The 22,549-nt window shown below is 53.2% G+C and carries 23 protein-coding genes; 2 read left to right on the top strand and 21 right to left on the bottom strand.

Annotated features, from left to right (window positions below):
• Positions 1–10: 10 nt before the first annotated feature.
• The 16 genes from ACN0UH_RS03715 to ACN0UH_RS03640 form a co-directional block, all read right to left on the bottom strand.
• Complete coding sequence (locus ACN0UH_RS03715; protein ID WP_417660794.1) at positions 11–781, bottom strand: DeoR/GlpR family DNA-binding transcription regulator; 771 nt, start codon at positions 779–781, stop codon at positions 11–13.
• Between the two features lie 150 nt (positions 782–931).
• Positions 932–2,290: a bifunctional UDP-N-acetylglucosamine diphosphorylase/glucosamine-1-phosphate N-acetyltransferase GlmU gene (gene glmU, locus ACN0UH_RS03710; protein WP_417660793.1), complete on the bottom strand. Its 1,359-nt coding sequence runs from the start codon at positions 2,288–2,290 to the stop codon at positions 932–934.
• 133 nt (positions 2,291–2,423) lie between these two features.
• The gene (locus tag ACN0UH_RS03705; RefSeq protein ID WP_010487835.1) at positions 2,424–2,849 is read right to left on the bottom strand and encodes a F0F1 ATP synthase subunit epsilon; all 426 of its coding nucleotides are present in this window, start codon (positions 2,847–2,849) and stop codon (positions 2,424–2,426) included.
• A gap of 77 nt (positions 2,850–2,926) precedes the next feature.
• On the bottom strand, positions 2,927–4,303 hold the full coding sequence (gene atpD / locus ACN0UH_RS03700; protein ID WP_339513507.1) for a F0F1 ATP synthase subunit beta: 1,377 nt from the start codon (positions 4,301–4,303) through the stop codon (positions 2,927–2,929).
• 30 nt (positions 4,304–4,333) lie between these two features.
• Positions 4,334–5,194, bottom strand: a complete 861-nt coding sequence (gene atpG / locus ACN0UH_RS03695) for a F0F1 ATP synthase subunit gamma (RefSeq protein ID WP_010487840.1) — start codon at positions 5,192–5,194, stop codon at positions 4,334–4,336.
• Between the two features lie 50 nt (positions 5,195–5,244).
• Positions 5,245–6,789: a F0F1 ATP synthase subunit alpha gene (gene atpA / locus ACN0UH_RS03690; protein WP_339513502.1), complete on the bottom strand. Its 1,545-nt coding sequence runs from the start codon at positions 6,787–6,789 to the stop codon at positions 5,245–5,247.
• 21 nt (positions 6,790–6,810) lie between these two features.
• The gene (locus tag ACN0UH_RS03685) at positions 6,811–7,347 is read right to left on the bottom strand and encodes a F0F1 ATP synthase subunit delta (protein ID WP_339513500.1); all 537 of its coding nucleotides are present in this window, start codon (positions 7,345–7,347) and stop codon (positions 6,811–6,813) included.
• Positions 7,348–7,361: 14 nt separating this feature from the next.
• On the bottom strand, positions 7,362–7,832 hold the full coding sequence (locus ACN0UH_RS03680; RefSeq protein WP_010487844.1) for a F0F1 ATP synthase subunit B: 471 nt from the start codon (positions 7,830–7,832) through the stop codon (positions 7,362–7,364).
• Positions 7,833–7,888: 56 nt separating this feature from the next.
• Positions 7,889–8,146, bottom strand: coding sequence for a F0F1 ATP synthase subunit C (gene atpE / locus ACN0UH_RS03675; RefSeq protein ID WP_003097235.1), 258 nt, complete (start codon positions 8,144–8,146; stop codon positions 7,889–7,891).
• 136 nt (positions 8,147–8,282) lie between these two features.
• Positions 8,283–9,152, bottom strand: a complete 870-nt coding sequence (gene atpB, locus ACN0UH_RS03670; RefSeq protein WP_339513495.1) for a F0F1 ATP synthase subunit A — start codon at positions 9,150–9,152, stop codon at positions 8,283–8,285.
• 16 nt (positions 9,153–9,168) lie between these two features.
• On the bottom strand, positions 9,169–9,576 hold the full coding sequence (locus ACN0UH_RS03665) for a F0F1 ATP synthase subunit I (RefSeq protein WP_417660792.1): 408 nt from the start codon (positions 9,574–9,576) through the stop codon (positions 9,169–9,171).
• Between the two features lie 159 nt (positions 9,577–9,735).
• Complete coding sequence (locus tag ACN0UH_RS03660; RefSeq protein ID WP_087518903.1) at positions 9,736–10,608, bottom strand: ParB/RepB/Spo0J family partition protein; 873 nt, start codon at positions 10,606–10,608, stop codon at positions 9,736–9,738.
• Between the two features lie 11 nt (positions 10,609–10,619).
• Positions 10,620–11,408, bottom strand: coding sequence for a ParA family protein (locus tag ACN0UH_RS03655; protein WP_417660791.1), 789 nt, complete (start codon positions 11,406–11,408; stop codon positions 10,620–10,622).
• Positions 11,409–11,420: 12 nt separating this feature from the next.
• Complete coding sequence (gene rsmG / locus ACN0UH_RS03650) at positions 11,421–12,080, bottom strand: 16S rRNA (guanine(527)-N(7))-methyltransferase RsmG (protein ID WP_417660790.1); 660 nt, start codon at positions 12,078–12,080, stop codon at positions 11,421–11,423.
• Entirely contained in the window at positions 12,080–13,972 is a 1,893-nt protein-coding gene (gene mnmG / locus ACN0UH_RS03645) for a tRNA uridine-5-carboxymethylaminomethyl(34) synthesis enzyme MnmG (protein ID WP_417660789.1), read from the bottom strand. The genes rsmG and mnmG overlap by 1 nt, the downstream gene beginning before the upstream one ends.
• A gap of 535 nt (positions 13,973–14,507) precedes the next feature.
• A complete protein-coding gene (locus ACN0UH_RS03640; protein ID WP_417660788.1) occupies positions 14,508–15,497 on the bottom strand; it encodes a YeiH family protein in 990 nt (329 codons plus the stop codon).
• Between the two features lie 106 nt (positions 15,498–15,603).
• On the opposite strand from ACN0UH_RS03640, the gene ACN0UH_RS03635 reads away from it, so the two are divergent.
• The gene (locus tag ACN0UH_RS03635; RefSeq protein ID WP_417660787.1) at positions 15,604–16,494 is read left to right on the top strand and encodes a LysR family transcriptional regulator; all 891 of its coding nucleotides are present in this window, start codon (positions 15,604–15,606) and stop codon (positions 16,492–16,494) included.
• A gap of 21 nt (positions 16,495–16,515) precedes the next feature.
• On the opposite strand, the gene mnmE is transcribed toward ACN0UH_RS03635, so the two are convergent.
• From mnmE to rpmH, 5 genes are all read right to left on the bottom strand, one after another.
• Positions 16,516–17,883, bottom strand: coding sequence for a tRNA uridine-5-carboxymethylaminomethyl(34) synthesis GTPase MnmE (gene mnmE / locus ACN0UH_RS03630; protein ID WP_417660786.1), 1,368 nt, complete (start codon positions 17,881–17,883; stop codon positions 16,516–16,518).
• A gap of 89 nt (positions 17,884–17,972) precedes the next feature.
• A complete protein-coding gene (gene yidC, locus ACN0UH_RS03625) occupies positions 17,973–19,721 on the bottom strand; it encodes a membrane protein insertase YidC (protein WP_417660785.1) in 1,749 nt (582 codons plus the stop codon).
• 2 nt (positions 19,722–19,723) lie between these two features.
• Positions 19,724–19,969, bottom strand: coding sequence for a membrane protein insertion efficiency factor YidD (gene yidD / locus ACN0UH_RS03620; protein ID WP_417660784.1), 246 nt, complete (start codon positions 19,967–19,969; stop codon positions 19,724–19,726).
• Positions 19,962–20,363 (bottom strand): ribonuclease P protein component, encoded by a 402-nt coding sequence (gene rnpA, locus ACN0UH_RS03615; RefSeq protein WP_087518908.1) that lies wholly within the window; start codon positions 20,361–20,363, stop codon positions 19,962–19,964. Before rnpA ends, yidD begins: the two co-directional genes overlap by 8 nt.
• Positions 20,364–20,378: 15 nt before the next feature.
• Positions 20,379–20,513, bottom strand: a complete 135-nt coding sequence (gene rpmH, locus ACN0UH_RS03610) for a 50S ribosomal protein L34 (RefSeq protein WP_003213577.1) — start codon at positions 20,511–20,513, stop codon at positions 20,379–20,381.
• A 535-nt stretch (positions 20,514–21,048) separates the two neighbouring features.
• Between rpmH and dnaA the strand changes: the two genes are divergently transcribed.
• Complete coding sequence (dnaA, locus tag ACN0UH_RS03605) at positions 21,049–22,524, top strand: chromosomal replication initiator protein DnaA (RefSeq protein ID WP_417660783.1); 1,476 nt, start codon at positions 21,049–21,051, stop codon at positions 22,522–22,524.
• Positions 22,525–22,549: the final 25 nt, after the last annotated feature.

Here is a 22,549-nt window from a genome sequence, read left to right as displayed (position 1 = left end):
AATTGGCTCCTTACGACTCTAAGCTCGCGCAGATCAATTTGATCCCACGCGCCTGCAATTGGGTTCGAGCGTCTTGGTCCAGACGCTCATCAGTAATCAGGGTATGTACACGTGCCCAAGGCAATTCGAGGTTGGGAATCTTGCGACCGATCTTGTCGCTCTCCACCATCACAATCACTTCACGGGCAACTTCAGCCATGACTTGGCTCAAGCCCAGCAATTCATTGAATGTTGTTGTACCGCGTGTCAAATCGATGCCGTCTGCGCCGATAAACAGCTGGTCGAAATCGTATGAACGCAGCACCTGTTCGGCAACCTGCCCTTGGAAAGACTCTGAGTGAGGGTCCCATGTACCGCCAGTCATCAACAACACAGGTTCGTCTTCCAACTCGCGCAAGGCATTGGCAACGTTGAGCGAGTTGGTCATCACCACCAGACCGGGCTTGCGCCCCAGTTCAGGGATCATCGCGGCAGTAGTGGTGCCACTGTCGATGATGATTCGCGCATGTTCACGGATACAGCTCACTCCCGCGCGGGCAATGGCTAATTTGTAGCTCGATACCGGCTGGCTGACGTCGACCATCAGCTCTTGCGGCAACTGCACCGCGCCGCCATAACGGCGCAACAACAGGCCGTTTTTCTCAAGCGCGGCCAGGTCCTTGCGGATGGTGACTTCAGAGGTCAAAAAGCGTTTCGCCAACTCATCCACACTGACTTCGCCCTGCTCGGTGAGCAAGGCAAGTATTGAGTGGCGACGTTGCGGGGTGTTGCGTTTCGACATGCTATAAGTTTCGATTCGAAAGATAATTTCGTGAATCAAAACCTAATGAAGCTTTTAGGTCAAGCAAAACAGCAAAAAGACCGCCAAATGGCAGCCTTTTTGAAGTTATCAATAGATCAAACGAAAGTTAGCTCGTTTTAAGCCGTTGATTTATTTCTTGGTAGGGCGCTTCCAGCCTTCGATATTACGTTGCTTGCCACGTCCTACAGCCAAGTTATCCACAGGTACATCGCTAGTAATCACCGAGCCTGCGCCCGTGGTCGCTCTATCACCCAAGTTCACTGGCGCAACCAATGAAGTATTCGAGCCGACAAACACATCTTCACCCATGACAGTGCGGTGCTTGTTTACGCCGTCATAGTTGCAGGTGATGGTGCCGGCGCCAATGTTGGTTCGTGCGCCGATTTCAGCGTCGCCTAGGTAGCTCAAGTGGCCGGCTTTAGCGCCTTCACCGAGTACAGCGTTCTTCAGCTCTACAAAGTTACCCACATGCGCCTTGGCACCCAGCACCGCGCCTGGACGCAAACGTGCGAATGGGCCGCAATCGGCGCCCTCACCCACTTCAGCGCCTTCAAGATGGCTGTTGGCTTTGACGATCGCGCCTTTGCGCAGGGTGCTGTTCTTGATGATGCAATTGGCGCCGATCTCGACGTTATCCTCAATCACTACTTTGCCTTCGAGGATGACGTTGATGTCGATCATCACATCACGACCAACAGTGACTTCACCGCGCTGATCAAAACGAGCCGGGTCACGCAGGGTCACGCCTTGCGCCATCAACGCACGCGCCGCACGCAGTTGGTAGTGACGCTCAAGCTCGGCAAGTTGACGACGATCGTTAGCGCCCTGTACTTCCATCGCGTCCAACGGCTGCTCCGTCGCAACTACCAGACCGTCCGCTACAGCCATGGCGATGACGTCAGTCAGGTAATATTCGCCTTGGGCGTTGCTGTTCGACAGACGCCCCAGCCAGTCACCCAGCTTGGTCGCTGGCACCGCAAGAATACCGGTGTTGCCTTCGTTGATCAGGCGCTGCGCTGCGCTGGCATCTTTATGCTCGACAATGGCTTCTACCTGGCCTGAGGCATTACGCACGATACGGCCATAGCCGGTCGGGTCATCCAAGGTGACAGTCAGCAAGCCGAGTTGCTGGTCGTTGACCTGCTCCAGCAGGCGCTCAAGCGTGGTCTTTTCGATCAGTGGGACATCGCCATATAGAATCAACACCCGGTCGCTGCTCAGTGCAGGCAAGGCTTGGGCAACCGCGTGCCCCGTACCGAGCTGCTCGGTCTGCATCACGAAATTCAGATCATCTGCAGCAAGGCGCTCGCGCACGGCATCGGCGCCATGGCCAATCACTACATGAATACCTTGTGGCTTGAGCTCACGGGCGATGTCGATGACATGACCGAGCATCGACTTGCCAGCAACCGGGTGCAGCACCTTGGGCAACGCGGAACGCATGCGTGTGCCCTGACCTGCTGCAAGAATGACGATATCAAGTGACATAACGAAAGCTACCATTGGTTAAAGACGGAATTCCTTTCCATACACTGCATTGCGCAGCTTTTTGGCGCAGCAAAGAAAAAGGGTAGCCTAGGCTACCCTTTTACTTAGATGCAAAAAAGTCTGACTGCTGCGATTAGCCGCCGAACTTCTTACGCAATTGCTGGACGGTGCGCAGCTGAGCTGCAGCCTCGGCCAGACGAGCAGCAGCAGAGCCGTAATCGAACTCGGCGCCTTGCTCGTTTAACGCTTTCTCAGCAGCCTTGACGGCTTCCTGAGCAGACGCTTCGTCAAGATCGGCAGCGCGCTGCACGGTGTCGGCCAAAACCTTCACCATGTTTGGCTGCACTTCAAGGAAGCCACCTGAGATGTAGAACACCTCGGTTTCGCCGCCTTGCTTGATCAAACGGATTGGACCCGGCTTCAGGTCAGTCAGCAACGGCGCGTGGCCTGGAGTGATACCGATATCACCCAAGTTACCGTGCGCAATTACCATCTCGACCAGTCCGGAAAACATCTCCGCTTCTGCGCTGACGATATCGCAATGGACTGTCATAGCCATAACCTTGCCTCACATTACAGGTTGTGGATAAGTCTTATCCACAACCTGATGCGCCCGTTGCCAGGCGCATAGGGTGATTACAGTTTCTTCGCTTTCTCGACCGCTTCTTCAATGCTGCCGACCATGTAGAACGCTTGCTCTGGCAAGTGATCGTAGTCGCCCTTGAGGATGCCGCTGAAGCCTGCAATGGTGTCTTTCAGGGAAACGTATTTGCCTGGAGAACCGGTGAAGACCTCGGCCACGAAGAATGGCTGAGACAGGAAGCGCTGAATCTTACGAGCACGGGATACCAATTGCTTATCGGCTTCGGACAATTCGTCCATACCCAGAATAGCAATGATGTCCTTCAGCTCTTTGTAACGCTGCAGTACGTACTGAACGCCACGAGCGGTGTCGTAGTGCTCCTGACCAATCACCTGCGGATCGAGCTGGCGAGAGGTGGAGTCCAACGGATCCACAGCTGGGTAGATACCCAGGGAAGCGATGTCACGGGACAATACGACAGTTGCGTCCAAGTGGGCGAAGGTGGTCGCCGGGGACGGGTCAGTCAAGTCATCCGCTGGTACGTATACGGCCTGGATCGAAGTAATCGAACCGGTCTTGGTCGAAGTGATACGTTCTTGCAGAACGCCCATCTCTTCGGCCAGAGTCGGCTGATAACCTACTGCCGACGGCATACGGCCGAGCAGTGCGGATACTTCAGTACCGGCCAGGGTGTAACGGTAGATGTTGTCCACGAAGAACAGTACATCGCGGCCTTCATCACGGAACTTCTCAGCCATGGTCAGACCAGTCAACGCTACGCGCAGACGGTTGCCCGGTGGCTCGTTCATCTGACCGTAGACCAGGGCTACTTTGTCGAGAACGTTGGAATCCTTCATCTCGTGGTAGAAGTCGTTACCCTCACGAGTACGCTCACCCACACCGGCGAACACGGAATAACCGCTGTGCTCGATGGCGATGTTACGGATCAGTTCCATCATGTTTACGGTTTTACCAACACCGGCACCACCGAACAGACCAACCTTACCGCCTTTGGCAAACGGGCAGATCAGGTCGATAACCTTGATGCCTGTTTCCAGCAGTTCGTTGCTGCCCGCTTGTTCAGCGTAAGTTGGCGCAGGACGGTGAATGCCCCAACGCTCTTCTTCGCCAATCGGGCCAGCTTCGTCGATTGGGTTGCCCAGTACGTCCATGATACGGCCGAGGGTCTTAACCCCAACCGGTACCTGGATGTTGCTACCTGTGCTGTCGACGTCCAGGCCACGTTTCAGGCCTTCGGTCGAACCCATTGCAATTGTACGAACCACGCCGTCGCCCAGCTGCTGCTGAACTTCGAGGGTGGTTTCAGCGCCGACTACTTTCAACGCTTCATAAACACTCGGCACATGATCACGCGGGAATTCCACGTCGATAACGGCGCCGATGATTTGAACGATACGTCCGCTACTCATCTTTGGTTCCTCTGAATATTTGAACCGTTCTTAAACCGCGGCAGCGCCGCCGACGATTTCCGAAATCTCTTGGGTAATTGCTGCCTGACGCGCCTTGTTATAGATCAGCTGTAGATCACCAATCAAATCACCGGCGTTGTCGGTGGCGTTCTTCATTGCAATCATCCGTGCAGCCTGTTCAGCTGCGTTGTTCTCAACCACTGCCTGGTACACCTGCGACTCCACGTAACGCACCATCAAGCCTTCGAGAAGCTCTTTGGCGTCGGGTTCGTACAGGTAGTCCCAGTGATGCTTGAGCTCTTGATCCGGAGTCGCCACCAATGGAATCAACTGCTCCACTGTCGGCTGTTGCGTCATGGTGTTGATGAACTTGTTCGAGACCACGGACAAACGATCGATACGACCTTCGAGGTACGCATCGAGCATTACCTTGACGCTACCAATCAGATCATTGATCGATGGTTCTTCGCCCAGGTGGCTGATCGCAGCAACAACATTGCCACCAAAGTTACGGAAAAACGCCGCACCTTTGCTACCAATCACGCAGAGATCAATCTCCACGCCTTGCTCGCGATTGCTCGCCATGTCTTTGACCAGAGCCTTGAACAGGTTGGTGTTCAGACCACCACACAGACCACGGTCACTGCTTACCACTACATAACCTACACGCTTTGTTTCGCGCTCGATCATGAACGGGTGGCGGTATTCCGGGTTGGCGTTGGCCAGATGACCAATTACCTGGCGGATACGCTCCGCGTAGGGACGGCTAGACGCCATGCGCATTTGTGCTCTGCGCATTTTGCTTACCGCCACCTTCTCCATGGCGCTGGTGATCTTCTGCGTGCTTTTGATGCTCGCAATCTTGCTGCGAATCTCTTTTGCGCCTGCCATTTGACACCTATCAGGTTAGCAAGCGAGGGCCGTAAAGCCCTCGCTGCGGCTTACCAGGTTTGGGTGGCTTTGAACTTCTCGATACCGGCTTTGAAGCCAGCGTCGATTTCGTCGTTGAAGTCACCCTTCACGTTAATCTTCGCCAACAAGTCAGCGTGATCACGGTTGAAGTAAGCAATCAGGGCTTGCTCGAATGCGCCAACTTTGGCGACTTCGACATCCCGCAGGAAACCACGCTCAGCTGCGTACAGCGACAGCGCCATGTCTGCGATAGACATTGGTGCATATTGCTTCTGCTTCATCAGCTCAGTTACGCGCTCACCGTGCTCAAGTTGCTTACGAGTTGCCTCGTCCAGGTCAGATGCGAACTGGGCGAATGCCGCCAATTCACGGTACTGAGCCAGAGCGGTACGGATACCACCGGAAAGCTTCTTGATGATCTTGGTTTGAGCCGCACCACCAACACGGGATACCGAGATACCAGCGTTGACCGCTGGACGGATACCGGAGTTGAACATCGAGGTCTCAAGGAAGATCTGACCGTCAGTGATCGAAATCACGTTGGTTGGTACGAACGCAGAAACGTCGCCAGCCTGGGTTTCAATGATTGGCAGAGCGGTCAAAGAACCGGTTTTGCCAGTCACAGCACCATTGGTGAACTTCTCAACATACTCTTCGGATACGCGCGATGCACGCTCCAGCAGACGGCTGTGGAGATAGAACACGTCGCCTGGGTAAGCTTCACGGCCTGGTGGACGGCGCAGCAACAGGGAAATCTGACGATAAGCCACTGCTTGCTTGGACAGATCGTCATAAACGATCAGCGCGTCTTCACCACGGTCACGGAAGTATTCACCCATGGTGCAACCGGAGTAGGCAGAAATGTACTGCAGCGCTGGCGATTCAGAAGCCGAGGCAGCCACCACGATGGTGTTGGCCAGGGCGCCGTTCTCTTCCAGCTTGCGCACAACGTTGGCGATGGTCGATTGCTTCTGACCGATGGCTACGTATACGCACTTAATGCCGCTGTTTTTCTGATTGATGATGGCGTCAACTGCCAAGGCAGTTTTACCGATCTGACGGTCACCAATGATCAGCTCACGCTGGCCACGGCCTACCGGGATCATGGCATCGACTGACTTGTAGCCAGTCTGTACCGGCTGATCAACCGACTTACGCCAGATCACGCCCGGTGCAACCTTTTCAACAGCGTCGGTAGCGACGTTGTTCAGCGGGCCTTTACCGTCGATTGGATTACCCAATGCGTCAACAACACGACCCAGCAGTTCCGGACCAACCGGAACTTCGAGGATACGGCCGGTGCACTTCGCGCTCATGCCTTCTGCGAGCGTGGTGTATGCACCCAGTACGACTGCACCCACGGAGTCTTGCTCCAGGTTCAGTGCCATACCGTAGACGCCACCCGGGAACTCGATCATTTCGCCGTACATTACATCGGCGAGACCGTGAATACGCACAATACCGTCAGATACGCTGACGATAGTGCCTTCATTTCGGGCTTGGGAAGAGACGTCGAGTTTTTCGATACGTCCCTTGATGATTTCACTTATTTCGGAAGGATTGAGTTGCTGCATAGCTCTGCTGCCCCTTCAAACTCAAGATTTCAATGCTTCGGCCAGTTTCGCGATTTTGCCGCGAACTGAGCCATCGATAACCAGGTCGCCGGCGCGAATGATGACACCACCTATTAGATTGGCATCCTCCGCGGCGTGCAGACGCACTTCTCGACCGAGCCGTGCACTGAGAACCTTGGCGAGTTTGTCTTGCTGTTCATCGTTCAACGCAAAAGCACTGGTGACATCAACGTCAATCGACTTTTCCTGCTCAGCCTTATACAGCTCGAACAGTTCAACGATTTCCGGCAGCAAAGCCAGACGATCGTTTTCAGCCAATACGTGGATGAAATTGCCTACTTGTGCGTCAAACTTGTCACCACACACTTCAATAAAAGTGGTGGCCTTGTCTTTACTCGTCAAACGCGGGGCCTTGAGCACGCGCTGGATGGTATCGTCTTCCGATACCGCAGCAGCCAGGCCGAGCATGGCTGACCAATTGGCCAGTTGCTGATGAGCCTGGGCGTACTCGAAGGCAGCCTTAGCGTAAGGTCGGGCCAACGTGGTCAATTCTGCCATGATCGCGCCCTCGCTTAAATTTCCGCTGCCAGTTTAGAAACCAGCTCCGCGTGCGCGTTTTGGTCGATTGAAACGCCCAAGATCTTCTCAGCACCGCCGACAGCCAGAGCACCCACTTGGGCACGCAGCGCGTCTTTGACACTGTTGATTTCTTGTTCGATCTCAGCCTGAGCCTGAGCCTTCACACGGTCAGCTTCAACGCGAGCCTGTTCACGGGCTTCGTCGACAATCTGGGTACCGCGTTTCTTGGCTTGCTCAATAATTTCTGCTGCCTGTGTTTTAGCTTCGCGCAGTTGTTGACCCGCTTTTTCTTGGGCCAACTCCAAATCACGAGCTGCACGGTTGGCAGCGTCCAGACCTTCTGCGATCTTCTTTTGACGTTCTTGCAGAGCAGTGATGACCGGAGGCCATACGTACTTCATGCAGAACATCACGAAGATGAAGAAGGCAACGGCCTGGCCAATCAGGGTTGCATTAATGTTCACGCCAACACCTCGCTCGTTCGTTGTCTATCAAACCAAGCACTCGACTTATCGAGTGATTAGCCTGCGATTTGACCAACGAAAGGGTTCGCGAAGGTGAAGAACAGTGCGATACCAACACCGATCATGGTCACGGCGTCGAGCAAGCCCGCAACGATGAACATTTTCACTTGCAGCATCGGAACCATTTCTGGTTGACGCGCTGCGCCTTCCAGGAATTTGCCGCCCAGCAGGCCGAAACCAATGGCAGTACCAAGGGCGCCCAGGCCGATTAGCAGAGCAACAGCGATCGCAGTTAAACCAACTACAGTTTCCATTTTTCCTCCCGACTTTTATGTCGTATTGGTTAAGTGTTTCTAAGGTTAAGCGGTAAAGCTAAATCGTTTGTCCAGCATGCCCTCACGGGCGTCCACCGACAGCGCTGCGCTCCGCTTTATACGGAGCGCAAAGCTATTAGTGGTTGTCTTCGTGAGCCATCGACAGGTAGACGATGGTCAGCATCATGAAGATGAAGGCTTGCAGCGTGATGATCAGGATGTGGAACACCGCCCACGCCCAGCTCAGGGCAACGCCCAGGGTGCTGAGCAAGAACATGCCACTGCCGAACATCACGGCAATCAGAATAAAGATCAGTTCGCCGGCATACATGTTACCGAACAGACGCAGTGCCAAAGAGATTGGCTTTGCAATCAGGGTCACGAACTCAAGCAAGAAGTTCACCGGGATCAACAGTGCTTGAACCAGAATGTTCTTGCTGCCGAATGGGTGCAGGGTCAGTTCGCCAATGAAGCCGCCGATGCCCTTGACCTTGATGCTGTAGAAAATGATCAATGCAAACACCGACAGGGCCATGCCCAGCGTCGCGTTTGGATCGGTGGTAGGTACCACACGGAAGAACATGTGCTCGTCACCCGCGATTTTCTGCGCCAGAACGGGCAGGAAATCCACCGGAACCAAGTCCATCAAGTTCATCAGGAAGATCCAGACGAAGATGGTCAAGGCCAATGGTGCGATCAGCATGTTGCGGCCATGGAAGGTGTCTTTGACACTGCTATCGACGAACTCGATCAGCACTTCAACGAAGTTCTGCAAGCCGCCAGGCTGGCCACTGGTAGCACGTTTGGCTGCCATGCGGAAAATTAGAATGAAAATCAGGCCAAGAGCCACGGACCAACCCAGGGTATCCACGTGGAATGCCCAGAAGCCCATTTCTTTAGCTTGTTCTGCTGTGTGAGCGAACCCCCAGTCACCAGAAGGCAGTTTCCCGAAAGTCAGGTTCTGCAAGTGGTGCTGGATATAGCCCGAAGCGGTTTGTTCTGCCATGTTTGCCTCAAACGCCCTAAGGTCTAAAAAATCTTGTTCTAGTAAGCAGAGGTGAAAACCAATTGACCAATTGGGTCAGGAGAAATACGCCGAAGACCGCCAGCGCATCCAATGGCTTCACACCTGCAAACGTCAGTGCAAACAGCACTGCCGTTAGAATTAACTTGCCCGCTTCGCCAGCATAAAAAGACCGGACGATCGCTTGGGCTGCCCTGGCACCGGAAAACCGAAACGCCTTGTGGGCAAAATAAACATTTGGCAGCCATGCAATAAGGCCGCCGCACAGTCCGGAATATCCGGAAACGCTACCTCGCCACTGCCAAAGAATTACAGCGGCGATCAATACAACTATCAGTTGGACTACAAGCACCGGAAACACCGGTAAACGATGGAACGGCAGGCGATTCGGCGTGCGTACTTCCATCATTGCTTTCCTAAAATCTGATGTTATCCGGCAACAGGCCATTAACTAAAAACTTGGCATAGTTTGTGCCGTCGAAATGCGCGCAGAGTATAGGGGCGCAAGCGCCCCCATTCAACTGTCAGGTAGTGATTTCCGACTAGTGCTACATGTGCAATTGTTTCAACGAATGTGAGCGAGTACACCTTGCAGCTCATCGAGCGAGCTGTAACGAATCACTAATTGGCCTTTACCCTTCTGGCCATGCTTGATTTGCACCGGAGAGCCTAGCCGCTCAGCGAGGCGTTGTTCAAGGCGACTGATATCTGGATCAGCTTTGGCCGTCGTTTTAGGTTGCTCTTTGCTGCTCAACCACTGGCGCACCAAGGCTTCAGTCTGGCGTACGGTCAGACCACGTGCGACAACATGTCGCGCCCCTTCAATCTGTTGTTCAGGCGGTAAACCAAGCAGTGCACGGGCATGGCCCATTTCCAGGTCGCCATGGGAAAGCAGGGTTTTAACTTCTTCTGGCAGGGCAATCAAACGCAGCAAGTTAGTGATGGTTACCCGCGACTTACCCACAGCCTCGGCAACTTGTTGCTGGGTCAGCTGGAATTCTTGCTGCAGGCGTTGCAGCGCCATGGCTTCCTCAATTGGGTTGAGGTCTTCACGCTGGATGTTCTCAATCAGCGCCATGGCTATTGCAGCTTCGTCGGTTAATTCACGGACCATTGCCGGAATAGTATCGAGACCTGCTTGCTGGCTGGCACGCCAGCGACGTTCACCGGCAACAATCTCAAACTGACCTTTAGCAACCGGGCGCACCACAATGGGCTGCATCACGCCATGGGACTTGATCGATTGTGCGAGTTCTTCAAGGGCCGTCGGGTCCATATCCCGGCGCGGCTGGTATTTGCCACGCTGAATAAGGTCGAGCGGCAGGTACTGTAATTCACGGCTATCGACCTTGGCCGCCTCTTCCTGCAATGCGTCGACACTGGTGCCACCCAGCAGCGCATCCAAGCCTCGTCCTAGCCCTCGTTTCTTGGCGGCCATGCAGAAATTCCTTATGCAGTAACAGTACGGGCGCGTGAACGCTGGCGGCGAACTAACTCACCAGCCAGTGCCAAATAAGCGATGGCACCCCGCGATTGCTTGTCATAGACCAACGCTGGCATGCCATAGCTTGGAGCTTCGGCTAAACGCACATTGCGTGGGATTACAGTTTGGTAAAGCAGGTCGCCAAAATGTTCCTTCAGTTGTGCAGAAACATCGTTGGTCAGGCTGATGCGCGGGTCATACATGGTGCGCAACAGGCCTTCAATCTTCAGTGATGGGTTGAGTAGCTTGGCGATGCGCTGAATGCTGTTAACCAGATCACTCAGGCCCTCGAGCGCATAGTACTCACACTGCATCGGAATGATTACGCCATCAGATGCAACCAAGGCGTTAACCGTAAGCATCGATAACGACGGCGGGCAATCAATCAAAATATAATCGTAATTTTCGCGGATCGGCGCCAATGCGTTGAGCAGGCGGCTTTCCTTCATTTGCATTTCCAGCAAGCCAACTTCAGCCGCGGTCAGGTCCCGGTTGGCTGGCAGCAGTTGATAACCGCCATGTTCTGAGAACTGCATGGCCTCGCCCAAATGGCTCTCACCGATCAACACATCGTAGATCGAGTGTTCCAGCGCGTGCTTATCAACACCGCTGCCCATGGTTGCGTTGCCCTGCGGGTCCAGATCGATCAACAGCACCCGGCGCTTGGTAGCAACCAGTGAGGCAGCCAGGTTGACGCAGGTGGTGGTCTTGCCCACGCCGCCTTTCTGGTTTGCTATTGCGAATACTTTTGCCATGCTGCGTTCCCCTTAGACCGAGCGACGCAGTATCAACAGATGTCGCTGGCCTTGGCAACCGGGAACCTTGAGAACCTGCGTTTTAACCAGCTTGAAATCAGCCGGTAGCTCTTGCAGTTCATCATCCGGATGCACACCTTTCATGGCCAGCCACTGGGTGTTGTCGTCGCCGAGATGACGGGTCCAGTCAGAAAAGTCTTTCAGCGAGCTAAATGCCCGAGAGCTAATTCCGCTGAACGGCTGCTCAGGCGTATATCCCTCGACCCGGCTGTGGATAACTTGCAGATTAGCCAGCTTCAACTCCAGCTTTACCTGGGTCAGAAAGCGGGTTTTCTTACCGTTTGAATCAAGCAGCGTGAATTGCTTGTTGGGAAACAGTATGGCCAGTGGAATACCCGGCATGCCGCCGCCACTACCAACATCCAGCCAGTTGTCCCCAGCGTCACTGACATAAGGCGCAACGCTCAAGCTATCGAGCAAGTGGCGCGACACCATTTCATCCGGGTTGCGCACCGCGGTCAGGTTGTAGGCTTTGTTCCACTTGATCAACAAAGCCAGATACGCCATGAGCTGTGCTTGTTGCTCGGGTGAAATTTCTACGCCTAGCTCAACAGCGCCTTGAGCCAACTCTGCGGCGTGACCTTCAGTCACCAACGGCGTTCCCCCTGACATCAAGCGCTCTGCTCCAACTGCTTACCCGCTCCGCGTTTTTTAAGATGAATCATCAACAGCGATATGGCGGCCGGAGTGACTCCTGGGATGCGTCCCGCCTGACCGAGGGTTTCAGGCCGTGAGTCGCCCAGCTTGTGCTGGATTTCTTTGGACAGACCAGAAATCGTCGAATACTCAATATCCACAGGCAACTTGACGTCTTCGCTGGCACGCATGCGCGAGATTTCATCTTGTTGGCGATCAATGTAACCGGCGTATTTAGTCTTGATCTCAACCTGTTCAGCCACTTGTGGGTCCAGCGCACCGCCACCGGTGACCTCGACCAATCCGAGATAATCAATCTCGGGGCGCGATAGCAAGTTGAGTAAATTGTATTCATGAGCCAGTGGTGTACCAAAACGCTGGGAAATAGCATCGCCATCCGCCGTGTTTGGCCGAACCCAAGTGCTTTTCAGGCGCTGTTCTTCTTGAACGATGGCCTCACGCTTGGTTTCAAATGCAGCCCAGCGTTGATCATTGACCAAACCCAGTTCGCGACCTTTCTCGGTCAGACGCAAATCTGCGTTGTCTTCACGCAAAATCAACCGGTACTCAGCGCGTGAGGTGAACATGCGGTAAGGCTCTTGCGTACCGAGGGTAATCAGGTCGTCGACCAGCACACCGATGTACGCCTCATCGCGACGCGGGCACCAGGAATCTTTGCCCTGTGCACGCAGCGCAGCGTTGGCACCAGCGAGCAGACCTTGCGCACCAGCTTCTTCGTAACCGGTGGTGCCATTGATTTGGCCAGCAAAAAACAACCCGTCAATCACTTTGGTTTCGAGGCTGTACTTCAGATCACGCGGGTCGAAGTAGTCATATTCAATGGCATAGCCAGGACGCACGATGTGAGCGTTTTCCATGCCAACAATCGAGCGAACCATCTGAATTTGCACATCGAATGGCAAGGATGTGGAAATCCCGTTGGGATAGAGCTCATGGGTATTCAGGCCTTCAGGCTCAATGAATATCTGATGGCTTTGCTTATCCGCGAAGCGATGGATCTTGTCTTCGATGGACGGGCAATAACGCGGGCCAACCCCTTCGATCACACCTGAGTACATCGGCGAGCGATCAAGGTTGGCGGCAATTAGTTCGTGAGTCCGCGCGTTGGTATGGGTAATCCAGCAGCTGACTTGCTGCGGATGTTGTTCTTTTGAACCCAGGAACGACATTACCGGAATCGGTGTATCGCCTGGCTGCTCAGTCATCACTGAGAAATCGACTGAGCGACCATCGATACGTGGAGGTGTGCCGGTTTTCAGGCGACCCACGCGCAGCGGTAATTCACGTAAACGATGAGCCAAGGCAATCGAAGGCGGGTCACCGGCGCGTCCGCCTGAATAATTCTGCAGACCAATGTGGATAAGTCCGCCAAGAAAGGTGCCGGTGGTCAATACCACCGAGTCTGCGAGAAAGCGCAAGCCCATCTGGGTAACCACACCTCTGACTTCATCGTTTTCAACGATCAGGTCATCAGCGGCTTGTTGAAATATCCACAGATTGTCTTGGTTTTCCAAGGTTTCGCGAATGGCTGCTTTGTACAACACGCGATCAGCCTGTGCCCGTGTGGCACGAACGGCTGGGCCTTTACGGCTGTTCAGAACGCGAAACTGAATACCTGCCTTGTCGGTGGCTTCAGCCATGGCGCCGCCAAGTGCGTCGATTTCCTTTACCAGATGGCTTTTACCAATCCCGCCAATCGCAGGGTTGCAACTCATCTGGCCGAGGGTTTCCACGTTATGGGTCAGCAGCAGGGTTTTGACGCCCATGCGTGCAGCTGCAAGCGCAGCTTCGGTGCCGGCATGACCACCGCCGATAACGATCACCTGAAAACGGGAAGGGAAATCCACCACGCACCTCGTGTTAGTTCTGAACAGCTGTGTTCTGAAATGGGGGGCTTTTGATACGAGCACAGACACAAAATTCAATGTGTCAGGCACAGAAAAGCTAGCTAGCCGGTAAGTATAGGCAGTTAGACGAAGGTAAAGAAGCCTTTTGCACAAAAAATAGCCAACTGGTCTGTGCTTTTCTCTAGTCCTTCAAGTCGAAAGGCGTTAGTCGGTTAATAAAAATAAAAAAGAAAGAATGTTTAAAGATCTTTATTTTTATGTTTATAAAGTAGCAGGCACTTTTCTGTGGATAGATTCATGCAGACCAATAACCATCTACTGTACAGCGATGTATGGTTCTGTGCAGAGCCTGCATTGAAACTGTCAGATAGCAGTCACTAAGCTGTGGATCAAACAGTACTTTATCCACAGGCTGGTTTGTACCCAGCTTTATCACCGGGTTATGGACTGGGCTTAGGGATGGTTTTCCACAGGGTTTATGCACAGCTGATTATTCTGTGGATTGATGCCTACAAGCCCTATCTGACGTGGTTTTTTATTGAGGAATCAGCCAGCTGTTCAGGTAAAAACCGCCACAAAGCAAAACCACAAACAGGATTGCAGCCAGCAACATGGGTTTGAAACCAGCTTGTTTGATAACGCGCCATTGAGTCTGGCTGCCCAGCGCTGCCATCGCCATTGCGAGGGTCAACTGGCTAAGTAGCTGCAGGCTGTGAATAACTTGAACCGGTAAGGCCGCCCAGCTATTGATGCAGGCCGCAGCGATGAAGCCGAAGACGAACCAGGGAACGGTGATTTTTGCTTTGCTCTGGCCCGGTGTTTGCTCATCGCGAAATACCAGACTGCTCAGGATCAGAATGAAAGGTGCCAGCAGCATCACCCTGATCAGCTTGACCACAACTGCAGATTGCAGCGCCTCATCACCGACTGAGTCGCCGGCAGCAACGGCTTGAGCAACTTCATGGACAGTGCTGCCGATATAGATCCCAAAGTTATGCTCGGTCAGACCGCTTAAGTGAAATACCAGCGGATAAATAAACATGGCCAAGGTGCCGAATAGCACCACAGTCGCGACTGCAATGGTTACGTATTGCTGTTTGGCCTTGAGTACGGGTTCACTGGCCAGCACTGCTGCAGCTCCGCAAATAGCGCTCCCGGCAGAGATCAGCACGGCAAGGTCGCGGGGCAAACCAAACAGTCTTATCCCCAGCCAGGTACCGAGGATCAAGATACTGCTGGTCACAGTGATATCCAGCACCACTGCCTGCCAGCCAACCTGCACGATCTGTTGAAAACTCAGGCTGAAGCCAAACAGGATGATGCCGGTGCGCAGTAGCCGCTGTTGGCAGAACCTTGTGAATAACTTTTCCCGCTGGCTAGGTTCAGCCAGATTGAAATGCCCGTAAACAGCACCGAGGACAATCGCCAGTGGTAAGGCACTCAAGCCTAGCTGACTGATTGCCGACACCTGAGCCAACAATAAGGCGCTAATGGCGATGACTGGCAGAGCGATGATTGTGCGCATGGTGTTCACATCTATCCATAACAGTTGTTATGGACGACATACTCATGCACAGGTAATGTTAATAAAAATGGATTGTTCTTATCCTGTGTATAAGTAAAACTGAATTATGAGTATAAGTTTAAGGCAACTGAAGATCTTTGAAGCCACTGCTCGCCTTGGCCGCCTGACAGCTGCTGCAGATGATCAAGCCATAAGCCAATCAGCTGCGAGCCAGGCGCTACGCGAGCTTGAGTCAGGACTTGGTTATCAACTTTTCCATCGTGTTGGCCGTGATTTGCAGATAACCGATGCCGGTCGTGCTGCTCTGCCCAAAGTAGGCTTGATTTTGCAGACCTTGGATAATCTTATTCACAGCCCTTCTGATCCGATTAGCGGCACTTTGCGTATCGCTGCCAGCCTGACCATTGCCAGCTACTTGTTGCCTAAGCTACTGAGCAGTTTTATCCACAAGCACGCGCAGGTCGATCCTGATATACACATCAGTAATACTGAGGATGTGATAAATGCTGTTGAAAAGGGCCAGGTACATCTTGGTTTGATCGAAGGCCCCGCTTTGCACAGCCAGCTGTGTATAACTCCGTGGTGCGAAGATCAACTTCAAGTCTTTTGCCGACCGGATCATCCGCTGGCAGCGGCTGGCAAACTCTCGGCAGAGCAAATATGCGAGCAGCGCTGGGTCCTGCGTGAACCCGGTTCAGGCACCCGTGCAGTATTCGATGCTGCGGTGCAGCAAGTCTCCGGACAGGTAAAACTGGCGCTTGCGTTGAATCGCCAGGAAGCAATCAAACAATCGGTCAAGGCTGGGCTTGGCATTGGTTGTTTGTCGGGGTTATCGATTGCTGAACAGGTTGCAGCAGGCGAATTAGTCATCCTGCAAACGCCACTCGAACTGCGTCGACGTTTCTCTTTGGTCACTCAACCACTGCATGAGAGCAATGCCCTCGCGCAGGCATTCGTTGTGCATATACAGCAAAGTACTGCAGCTGTGGATAACTAAGCTGTCAGTCTGATTGGCAGATTATTTGCCGATGCAGAAACTTGAAAAGATCCGCCCCAGCAGGTCATCAGAGCTAAATGCCCCGGTAATTTCGCCCAAGGCCTGTTGAGCGTGACGCAGGTCTTCTGCAAGTAGCTCACCTGCGCCTGCAAGGGTGAGCTGTGCATAACCGTGATCAAGATGGGTCTGGGCTTGATGGAGAGCATCCAGATGCCTACGCCGAGCGCTAAAGCTGCTTTCGGAGGTCTGTTGATAACCCATGCAGGCTTTAAGGTGTTCACGCAGCAAATCCAGACCTTCCGTTGATTTGGCAGATAAGCTAATAGTGACGTGCCCGTCGTTACTCACCTCAATCGACACAGGCTCTTTGCTTAGGTCTGCTTTGTTGCGGATCAAGGTTACTTTTGCTGGGTCCGGGCGCAGGTCGAGAAATTCCGGCCATAACATAAACGGATCCGCGGCTTCTGGTGCAGTCGCATCAACCACAAGCAATATGCGGTCAGCTTCAGATATTGCTTTTAGCGCACGCTCAACTCCGATCTTTTCCACATGATCATCGGTATCACGCAAGCCGGCGGTATCAACCACGTGCAATGGCATGCCGTCGATGTGGATATGTTCACGCAAAACATCGCGAGTGGTGCCGGCAATCTCGGTCACAATCGCCGCTTCGCGTCCAGCTAGGGCATTGAGCAAGCTCGATTTCCCTGCGTTGGGTCGCCCGGCAATGACCACCGTCATCCCATCGCGCAGCAATGCGCCCTGCCCGGCTTCACGGACTACATTGAGCAATTCAGCGCGGACTTCTTCAAGCAAGCGCAATACGTGGCCATCGGCGAGAAAGTCGATCTCTTCTTCCGGGAAGTCGATCGCAGCTTCAACATAAATACGCAGGCTGATCAGGCGCTCGGTTAAACCATGCACGCGCCTTGAGAATTCACCCTGCAACGAGCGCAATGCGTTGCGCGCGGCTTGCTCTGAGCTGGCTTCAATCAAGTCGGCAATTGCTTCTGCTTGCGCCAGATCGAGCTTATCGTTGAGAAATGCACGCTCGCTGAACTCACCGGGCTTGGCCAGACGCGCACCGAGTTGTACACAGCGGCGCAGCAATAGATCGAGTACCACGGGGCCGCCATGCCCTTGCAGTTCCAGCACATCTTCGCCAGTAAACGAGTTGGGCCCCGGGAAATACAGTGCCAAGCCTTCATCAAGCACGGTATCCGCTTCGCTATAGAAAGGGCCGTAGTGCGCATAGCGTGGTTTCAACTCACGCTGGCAAAACGCCTGAGCCATTGCTCCAGCCAATGGTCCGGACACCCGAACGATACCAACACCGCCGCGACCTTGGGCGGTGGCGACTGCTGCGATGGTTTCACCAGCTACTTGCATGGTTCTCTCCGAAATCTTATCCACAGGCAACATAGCAAAACGCCCCTAAAGAGGGGCGTTTTGTTTACAGCTTAGCCAGTTGCACTTGGCTATTTGGCTTCAGCTGCTTTGGTTGCGGCTTCAATCTTGCGCGTAATGTACCACTGCTGTGCGATCGACAAGCAGTTGTTCACAACCCAGTACATAACCAGACCAGCAGGGAACCAGAGGAAGAAGAAGGTGAAGATGATTGGCATCATTTTCATCACTTTTGCTTGCATCGGGTCCGGTGGTGTCGGGTTCAGCTGCTGCTGGATGAACATCGAAGCGCCCATGATGATCGGCAGAATAAAGAACGGATCTTTAATCGACAGATCGGTGATCCAGAACATCCATGGGGCCTGGCGCATTTCCACGCTTTCCAGAAGTACCCAGTAGAGAGCAAGGAACACCGGCATCTGCACCAGAATCGGCAAGCAACCACCCAAGGGGTTGATCTTCTCTTTCTTGTACAGCTCCATCATGCCTTGAGACATTTTCTGGCGATCATCGCCAAACTGCTCTTTCAGCGCAGCCATTTTCGGCGCTACTGCACGCATGCGTGCCATCGACTTGTAGCTGGCAGCCGACAGAGGGAAGAAAATCAGCTTGATGATGCAGGTCAGAACAATAATCGACCAACCCCAGTTGCCCAGAATGCTGTGGATATGTTGCAGCAACCAGAAGATTGGTTGCGCGAGGAACCATAGAATGCCGTAGTCGACGGTCAGTTCAAGACCTGGCGAGAGGCTGCCCAGGTACTTCTGAATTTTCGGACCCGCATACAGAGAGGCACCGATTTCACCTGTGCTACCCGCCGCAACGCTAAGAGCTGGGCTGGTGTAACCGACAATGTAGTTACCCTGACTGTCTTTGCGCGTCTGAATGACGTTGTTTTCGCTCTGATCCGGCACCCAAGCAGTGACGAAGTAGTGCTGCAGCCAAGCAATCCAGCCACCGCTGACGGTTTCTTTGACTGGCTTTTTGTCGATGTCTTTCATCGACACTTTTTGATAAGTCGAATCAGGAGTCGACATTGCCGCGCCCAGATAGGTCGCAGTGCTGGTCGCTGTTGTCTTCGACGGATCATCGCTGTCGTCGCGCTTGAGCTGGGCAAACATGTTGCCGCTCCACGCCGCACCGCTCTGGTTGTCGATCAGGTATTTAACATCAACCTTATACGACGACGGATCGATACAGCCTGGCTTCTTGAGCATTTGCTCTTTGGCCGAGCACTCAGGGTTCAAGCCACGCTTGAAGGTATAGCGCTTGATGTAATTGACACCCCCATCGCTGAGCGTCAGGTCAACCACCAACTGGTCTTGGCCATCAGCCAGTTCGTAGCTCTTCTGCGCACTGCTCCACAATGCACGACCGCTGGACTTATCCGGAGCGTTGCTGCCGATCAGGCCACTTTGCGCCAAATAAATACGCTCGTTGCCGTTATCGAACAACTGGAAAGGTACGTCTGGACGATCTTGGCGACGTGGATACTGAGGCAACGTAAGTTGCACAACATCACCGCCACGTGGGTCGATCGCCAAGTTCAGCACATCAGTCTTGACCCGAATCAGATCATTGCCTTTGGCAATCTGAGTGGTGTCAGGCTTGAGTTGCTCGGTATTGGCGACAGCCGGGATATCACCAGCGCTGGTGTTTTCAGCGACAGGCGTATCAGGCAGATCGGCGGAGGTGTTGGAAGTTACTGTCGTATTCTGAGTCGGGTAGTCAGCTTGACCGTAGTCCTGGTTCCACTGAAGAACCATCATATAGGACACGACTGCCAGGGCGACGATCAGGATCGAGCGTTTGATATCCATGATTATTCGGCCATCGAAGAGGTACGGGATTTATTCGCAAGGGGAACCGGATCGTAGCCGCCGGGATTCCATGGGTGGCAGCGACCTAACCGACGCAGGGTCAGCCAGCCGCCACGTATGACGCCATGTTGTTCAATGGCCTCATACGCGTAGCAAGAGCAGCTTGGATAAAAGCGACAATGACTCGCCATCAGTGGGCTGATGGCGTAACGGTAAAACTGGATTGGAGCTAGAGCCAGTTTACGCATTCGGTTTGTCACTCACCCCAGAAGGGACGGCTACTTCAGGGCTGGGTTTGCTGCGAGCAAGGCGTTTCCAGAGCTTGTTGAATTGCTGGGCAAGTTCAACATTCTCTAAATCGCCCAGTCCTTTACGCGCCACAATCACGATATCCCAACCGGTCAGGTTGTCCTGACTCTGGCGGAACGTTTCGCGAATCTGGCGTTTAAGGCGATTGCGCTCAACTGAGAGCTTTACGCTCTTTTTACCGATCACCAAGCCCAAACGGGGATGATCTAGGTCGTTGTTGCGCGCAAGCAGCAGGACATTTCTACCCGGAACTTTACCGCTAGGGGAGTCGAAGACTGCCTTGAATTGCCGGGGGGTTAGCAAACGCTTGTCCCGGCTGAAGCCTCGACTCACCACAAGACAGAAAAATTAAACGGCGAGACGAGCACGGCCCTTGGCGCGGCGACGCGACAGGACAGCACGGCCGTTCTTGGTAGCCATGCGAGCACGGAAGCCATGGGTGCGAGCGCGTTTGATGGTGCTTGGTTGGAAAGTGCGTTTCATGGTGTGTTACCTGGTTGATCGACAACGGGCCGGAATGGCCCCCGTTTTAAGAGACCGGCGATTGTAGAGAAACCCGAGGGATAGGTCAATTTCCAACCAGCATGTCTTTCATCTCTTTTCGTTTAGATATAGATAAAGAGAAGAGATTATTTAAAGATCTTTAGATGTGTATGTAATAACTATGCAGCCAAGTATCTGTGTATAAGTGGCTACAGGCCTTTATAGATATGGGTTCTAGCAGATAGCAAGGTTGTCCAAAAACCGTGCTGCAACTGTGTGGATGCAGCGTATAAGCTGAGGATGAAATGCTATTTTATCCACAGGTAGAGTTATCGATAGTTTATGCGCAGGCTTATCCCAAGAGCTGATAGGCAGTTATCCACAGGGTTCCTGCGCTCCCGTTTGTCGGCCGGATTCTTCATTAAGGTGTTGATTTTATATAGCCACTGGCATTTTTACGTGTGGATAACTCAGAGCTCGGAGGCTACAATAGCGACTGATTTTGCCTCACCGCCTTTCGATCTAGGGGATGTCAGTGTCTGTGGAACTTTGGCAGCAATGCGTAGAACTTCTGCGTGATGAGCTGCCTGCTCAGCAATTCAACACTTGGATTCGTCCATTGCAGGTCGAAGCCGAAGGCGACGAGCTCCGTGTATATGCGCCTAACCGTTTTGTACTCGATTGGGTCAATGATAAGTACATCACTCGCCTGCTTGAATTGCTCTCTGAGCGCTCCGAGGGGTTGGTGCCTGCGCTTTCCTTATTAATAGGAAGCAAGCGTAGCGCTAAGCCGCGTGCGGTCACTACACCGACTCCGCCACCGGCTGCAGTACCTGCTCCAATTGTGCCGGCTCAGGTGACCTCTGCTCCCCAAGTAGAGCCTCAGGTGAATCCAGAGCGTTCGCGTTTCGATGGTTCAGCTAATACTGCTCCTGCTGCACAGCCACCGCGTACTGAGCGTGCAGTACAGGTTGAGGGTGCGCTTAAGCACACCAGTTATCTCAATCGCACATTTACCTTTGATAACTTCGTTGAAGGTAAATCGAACCAACTGGCGCGCGCTGCTGCCTGGCAAGTGGCAGATAACCCGAAACATGGTTATAACCCACTATTTTTGTATGGCGGTGTAGGCTTGGGTAAAACTCACCTTATGCACGCTGTGGGTAACCACCTGTTGCAGAAAAACCCGAATGCCAAGGTTGTGTACCTGCATTCCGAACGGTTTGTCGCTGACATGGTTAAAGCTCTGCAGCTCAATGCAATCAACGAGTTCAAACGGTTTTACCGTTCTGTTGATGCATTACTTATTGATGATATTCAATTTTTTGCCAAGAAAGAACGTTCTCAAGAAGAGTTTTTCCATACTTTCAATGCCTTACTGGAAGGTGGCCAACAAGTCATTCTGACCAGCGACCGCTATCCGAAAGAAATCGAAGGCCTTGAAGAACGTCTAAAATCGCGTTTCGGGTGGGGGTTAACGGTGGCCGTTGAGCCACCTGAGTTGGAAACACGCGTTGCTATCTTGATGAAAAAGGCTGATCAAGCCAAAGTAGACTTGCCTCACGATGCAGCCTTCTTTATTGCTCAGCGTATACGCTCCAACGTGCGTGAGCTTGAAGGCGCGCTTAAACGCGTAATTGCCCACTCGCACTTTATGGGGCGTGACATTACGATTGAGCTTATTCGTGAGTCGTTGAAGGATCTGCTTGCGCTGCAAGATAAGCTGGTAAGTATTGATAATATTCAGCGCACGGCAGCTGAGTACTACAAGATCAAGATTTCTGATCTGTTGTCCAAGCGTCGTTCGCGTTCTATTGCGCGCCCACGGCAGGTGGCTATGGCGCTGTCTAAGGAATTGACCAACCATAGCCTGCCTGAAATTGGTGATGCCTTTGGCGGTCGTGATCACACCACGGTGTTGCACGCATGCCGTAAGATTGCTGAACTTAGGGAATCCGACGCGGATATCCGCGAGGACTACAAAAACTTGTTGCGCACACTGACAACTTAATACGCAAATCCACAAGGCAAGGGAC

The organism is Pseudomonas sp. (genome assembly GCF_048265905.1).
Taxonomy (GTDB): domain Bacteria; phylum Pseudomonadota; class Gammaproteobacteria; order Pseudomonadales; family Pseudomonadaceae; genus Aquipseudomonas.
The sequence above is the reverse complement of the archived record's forward strand: the minus strand, read 5'-3'. Positions and strand labels throughout refer to the sequence as shown.

What these genes read in the sequence shown, in the direction of transcription:
- ACN0UH_RS03715 (WP_417660794.1), bottom strand. Translation starts at nt 781, where the DNA reads ATGTCGAAACGCAACACCCCGCAACGTCGCCACTCAATACTTGCCTTG.
- rpmH (WP_003213577.1), bottom strand. Translation starts at nt 20,513, where the DNA reads ATGAAACGCACTTTCCAACCAAGCACCATCAAACGCGCTCGCACCCAT.
- atpD (WP_339513507.1), bottom strand. Translation starts at nt 4,303, where the DNA reads ATGAGTAGCGGACGTATCGTTCAAATCATCGGCGCCGTTATCGACGTG.
- ACN0UH_RS03640 (WP_417660788.1), bottom strand. Translation starts at nt 15,497, where the DNA reads ATGCGCACAATCATCGCTCTGCCAGTCATCGCCATTAGCGCCTTATTG.
- yidC (WP_417660785.1), bottom strand. Translation starts at nt 19,721, where the DNA reads ATGGATATCAAACGCTCGATCCTGATCGTCGCCCTGGCAGTCGTGTCC.
- ACN0UH_RS03685 (WP_339513500.1), bottom strand. Translation starts at nt 7,347, where the DNA reads ATGGCAGAATTGACCACGTTGGCCCGACCTTACGCTAAGGCTGCCTTC.
- atpA (WP_339513502.1), bottom strand. Translation starts at nt 6,789, where the DNA reads ATGCAGCAACTCAATCCTTCCGAAATAAGTGAAATCATCAAGGGACGT.
- rsmG (WP_417660790.1), bottom strand. Translation starts at nt 12,080, where the DNA reads ATGTCAGGGGGAACGCCGTTGGTGACTGAAGGTCACGCCGCAGAGTTG.
- ACN0UH_RS03655 (WP_417660791.1), bottom strand. Translation starts at nt 11,408, where the DNA reads ATGGCAAAAGTATTCGCAATAGCAAACCAGAAAGGCGGCGTGGGCAAG.
- ACN0UH_RS03635 (WP_417660787.1), top strand. Translation starts at nt 15,604, where the DNA reads ATGAGTATAAGTTTAAGGCAACTGAAGATCTTTGAAGCCACTGCTCGC.
- yidD (WP_417660784.1), bottom strand. Translation starts at nt 19,969, where the DNA reads ATGCGTAAACTGGCTCTAGCTCCAATCCAGTTTTACCGTTACGCCATC.
- ACN0UH_RS03705 (WP_010487835.1), bottom strand. Translation starts at nt 2,849, where the DNA reads ATGGCTATGACAGTCCATTGCGATATCGTCAGCGCAGAAGCGGAGATG.
- atpG (WP_010487840.1), bottom strand. Translation starts at nt 5,194, where the DNA reads ATGGCAGGCGCAAAAGAGATTCGCAGCAAGATTGCGAGCATCAAAAGC.
- atpB (WP_339513495.1), bottom strand. Translation starts at nt 9,152, where the DNA reads ATGGCAGAACAAACCGCTTCGGGCTATATCCAGCACCACTTGCAGAAC.
- atpE (WP_003097235.1), bottom strand. Translation starts at nt 8,146, where the DNA reads ATGGAAACTGTAGTTGGTTTAACTGCGATCGCTGTTGCTCTGCTAATC.
- ACN0UH_RS03665 (WP_417660792.1), bottom strand. Translation starts at nt 9,576, where the DNA reads ATGGAAGTACGCACGCCGAATCGCCTGCCGTTCCATCGTTTACCGGTG.
- mnmE (WP_417660786.1), bottom strand. Translation starts at nt 17,883, where the DNA reads ATGCAAGTAGCTGGTGAAACCATCGCAGCAGTCGCCACCGCCCAAGGT.
- ACN0UH_RS03660 (WP_087518903.1), bottom strand. Translation starts at nt 10,608, where the DNA reads ATGGCCGCCAAGAAACGAGGGCTAGGACGAGGCTTGGATGCGCTGCTG.
- glmU (WP_417660793.1), bottom strand. Translation starts at nt 2,290, where the DNA reads ATGTCACTTGATATCGTCATTCTTGCAGCAGGTCAGGGCACACGCATG.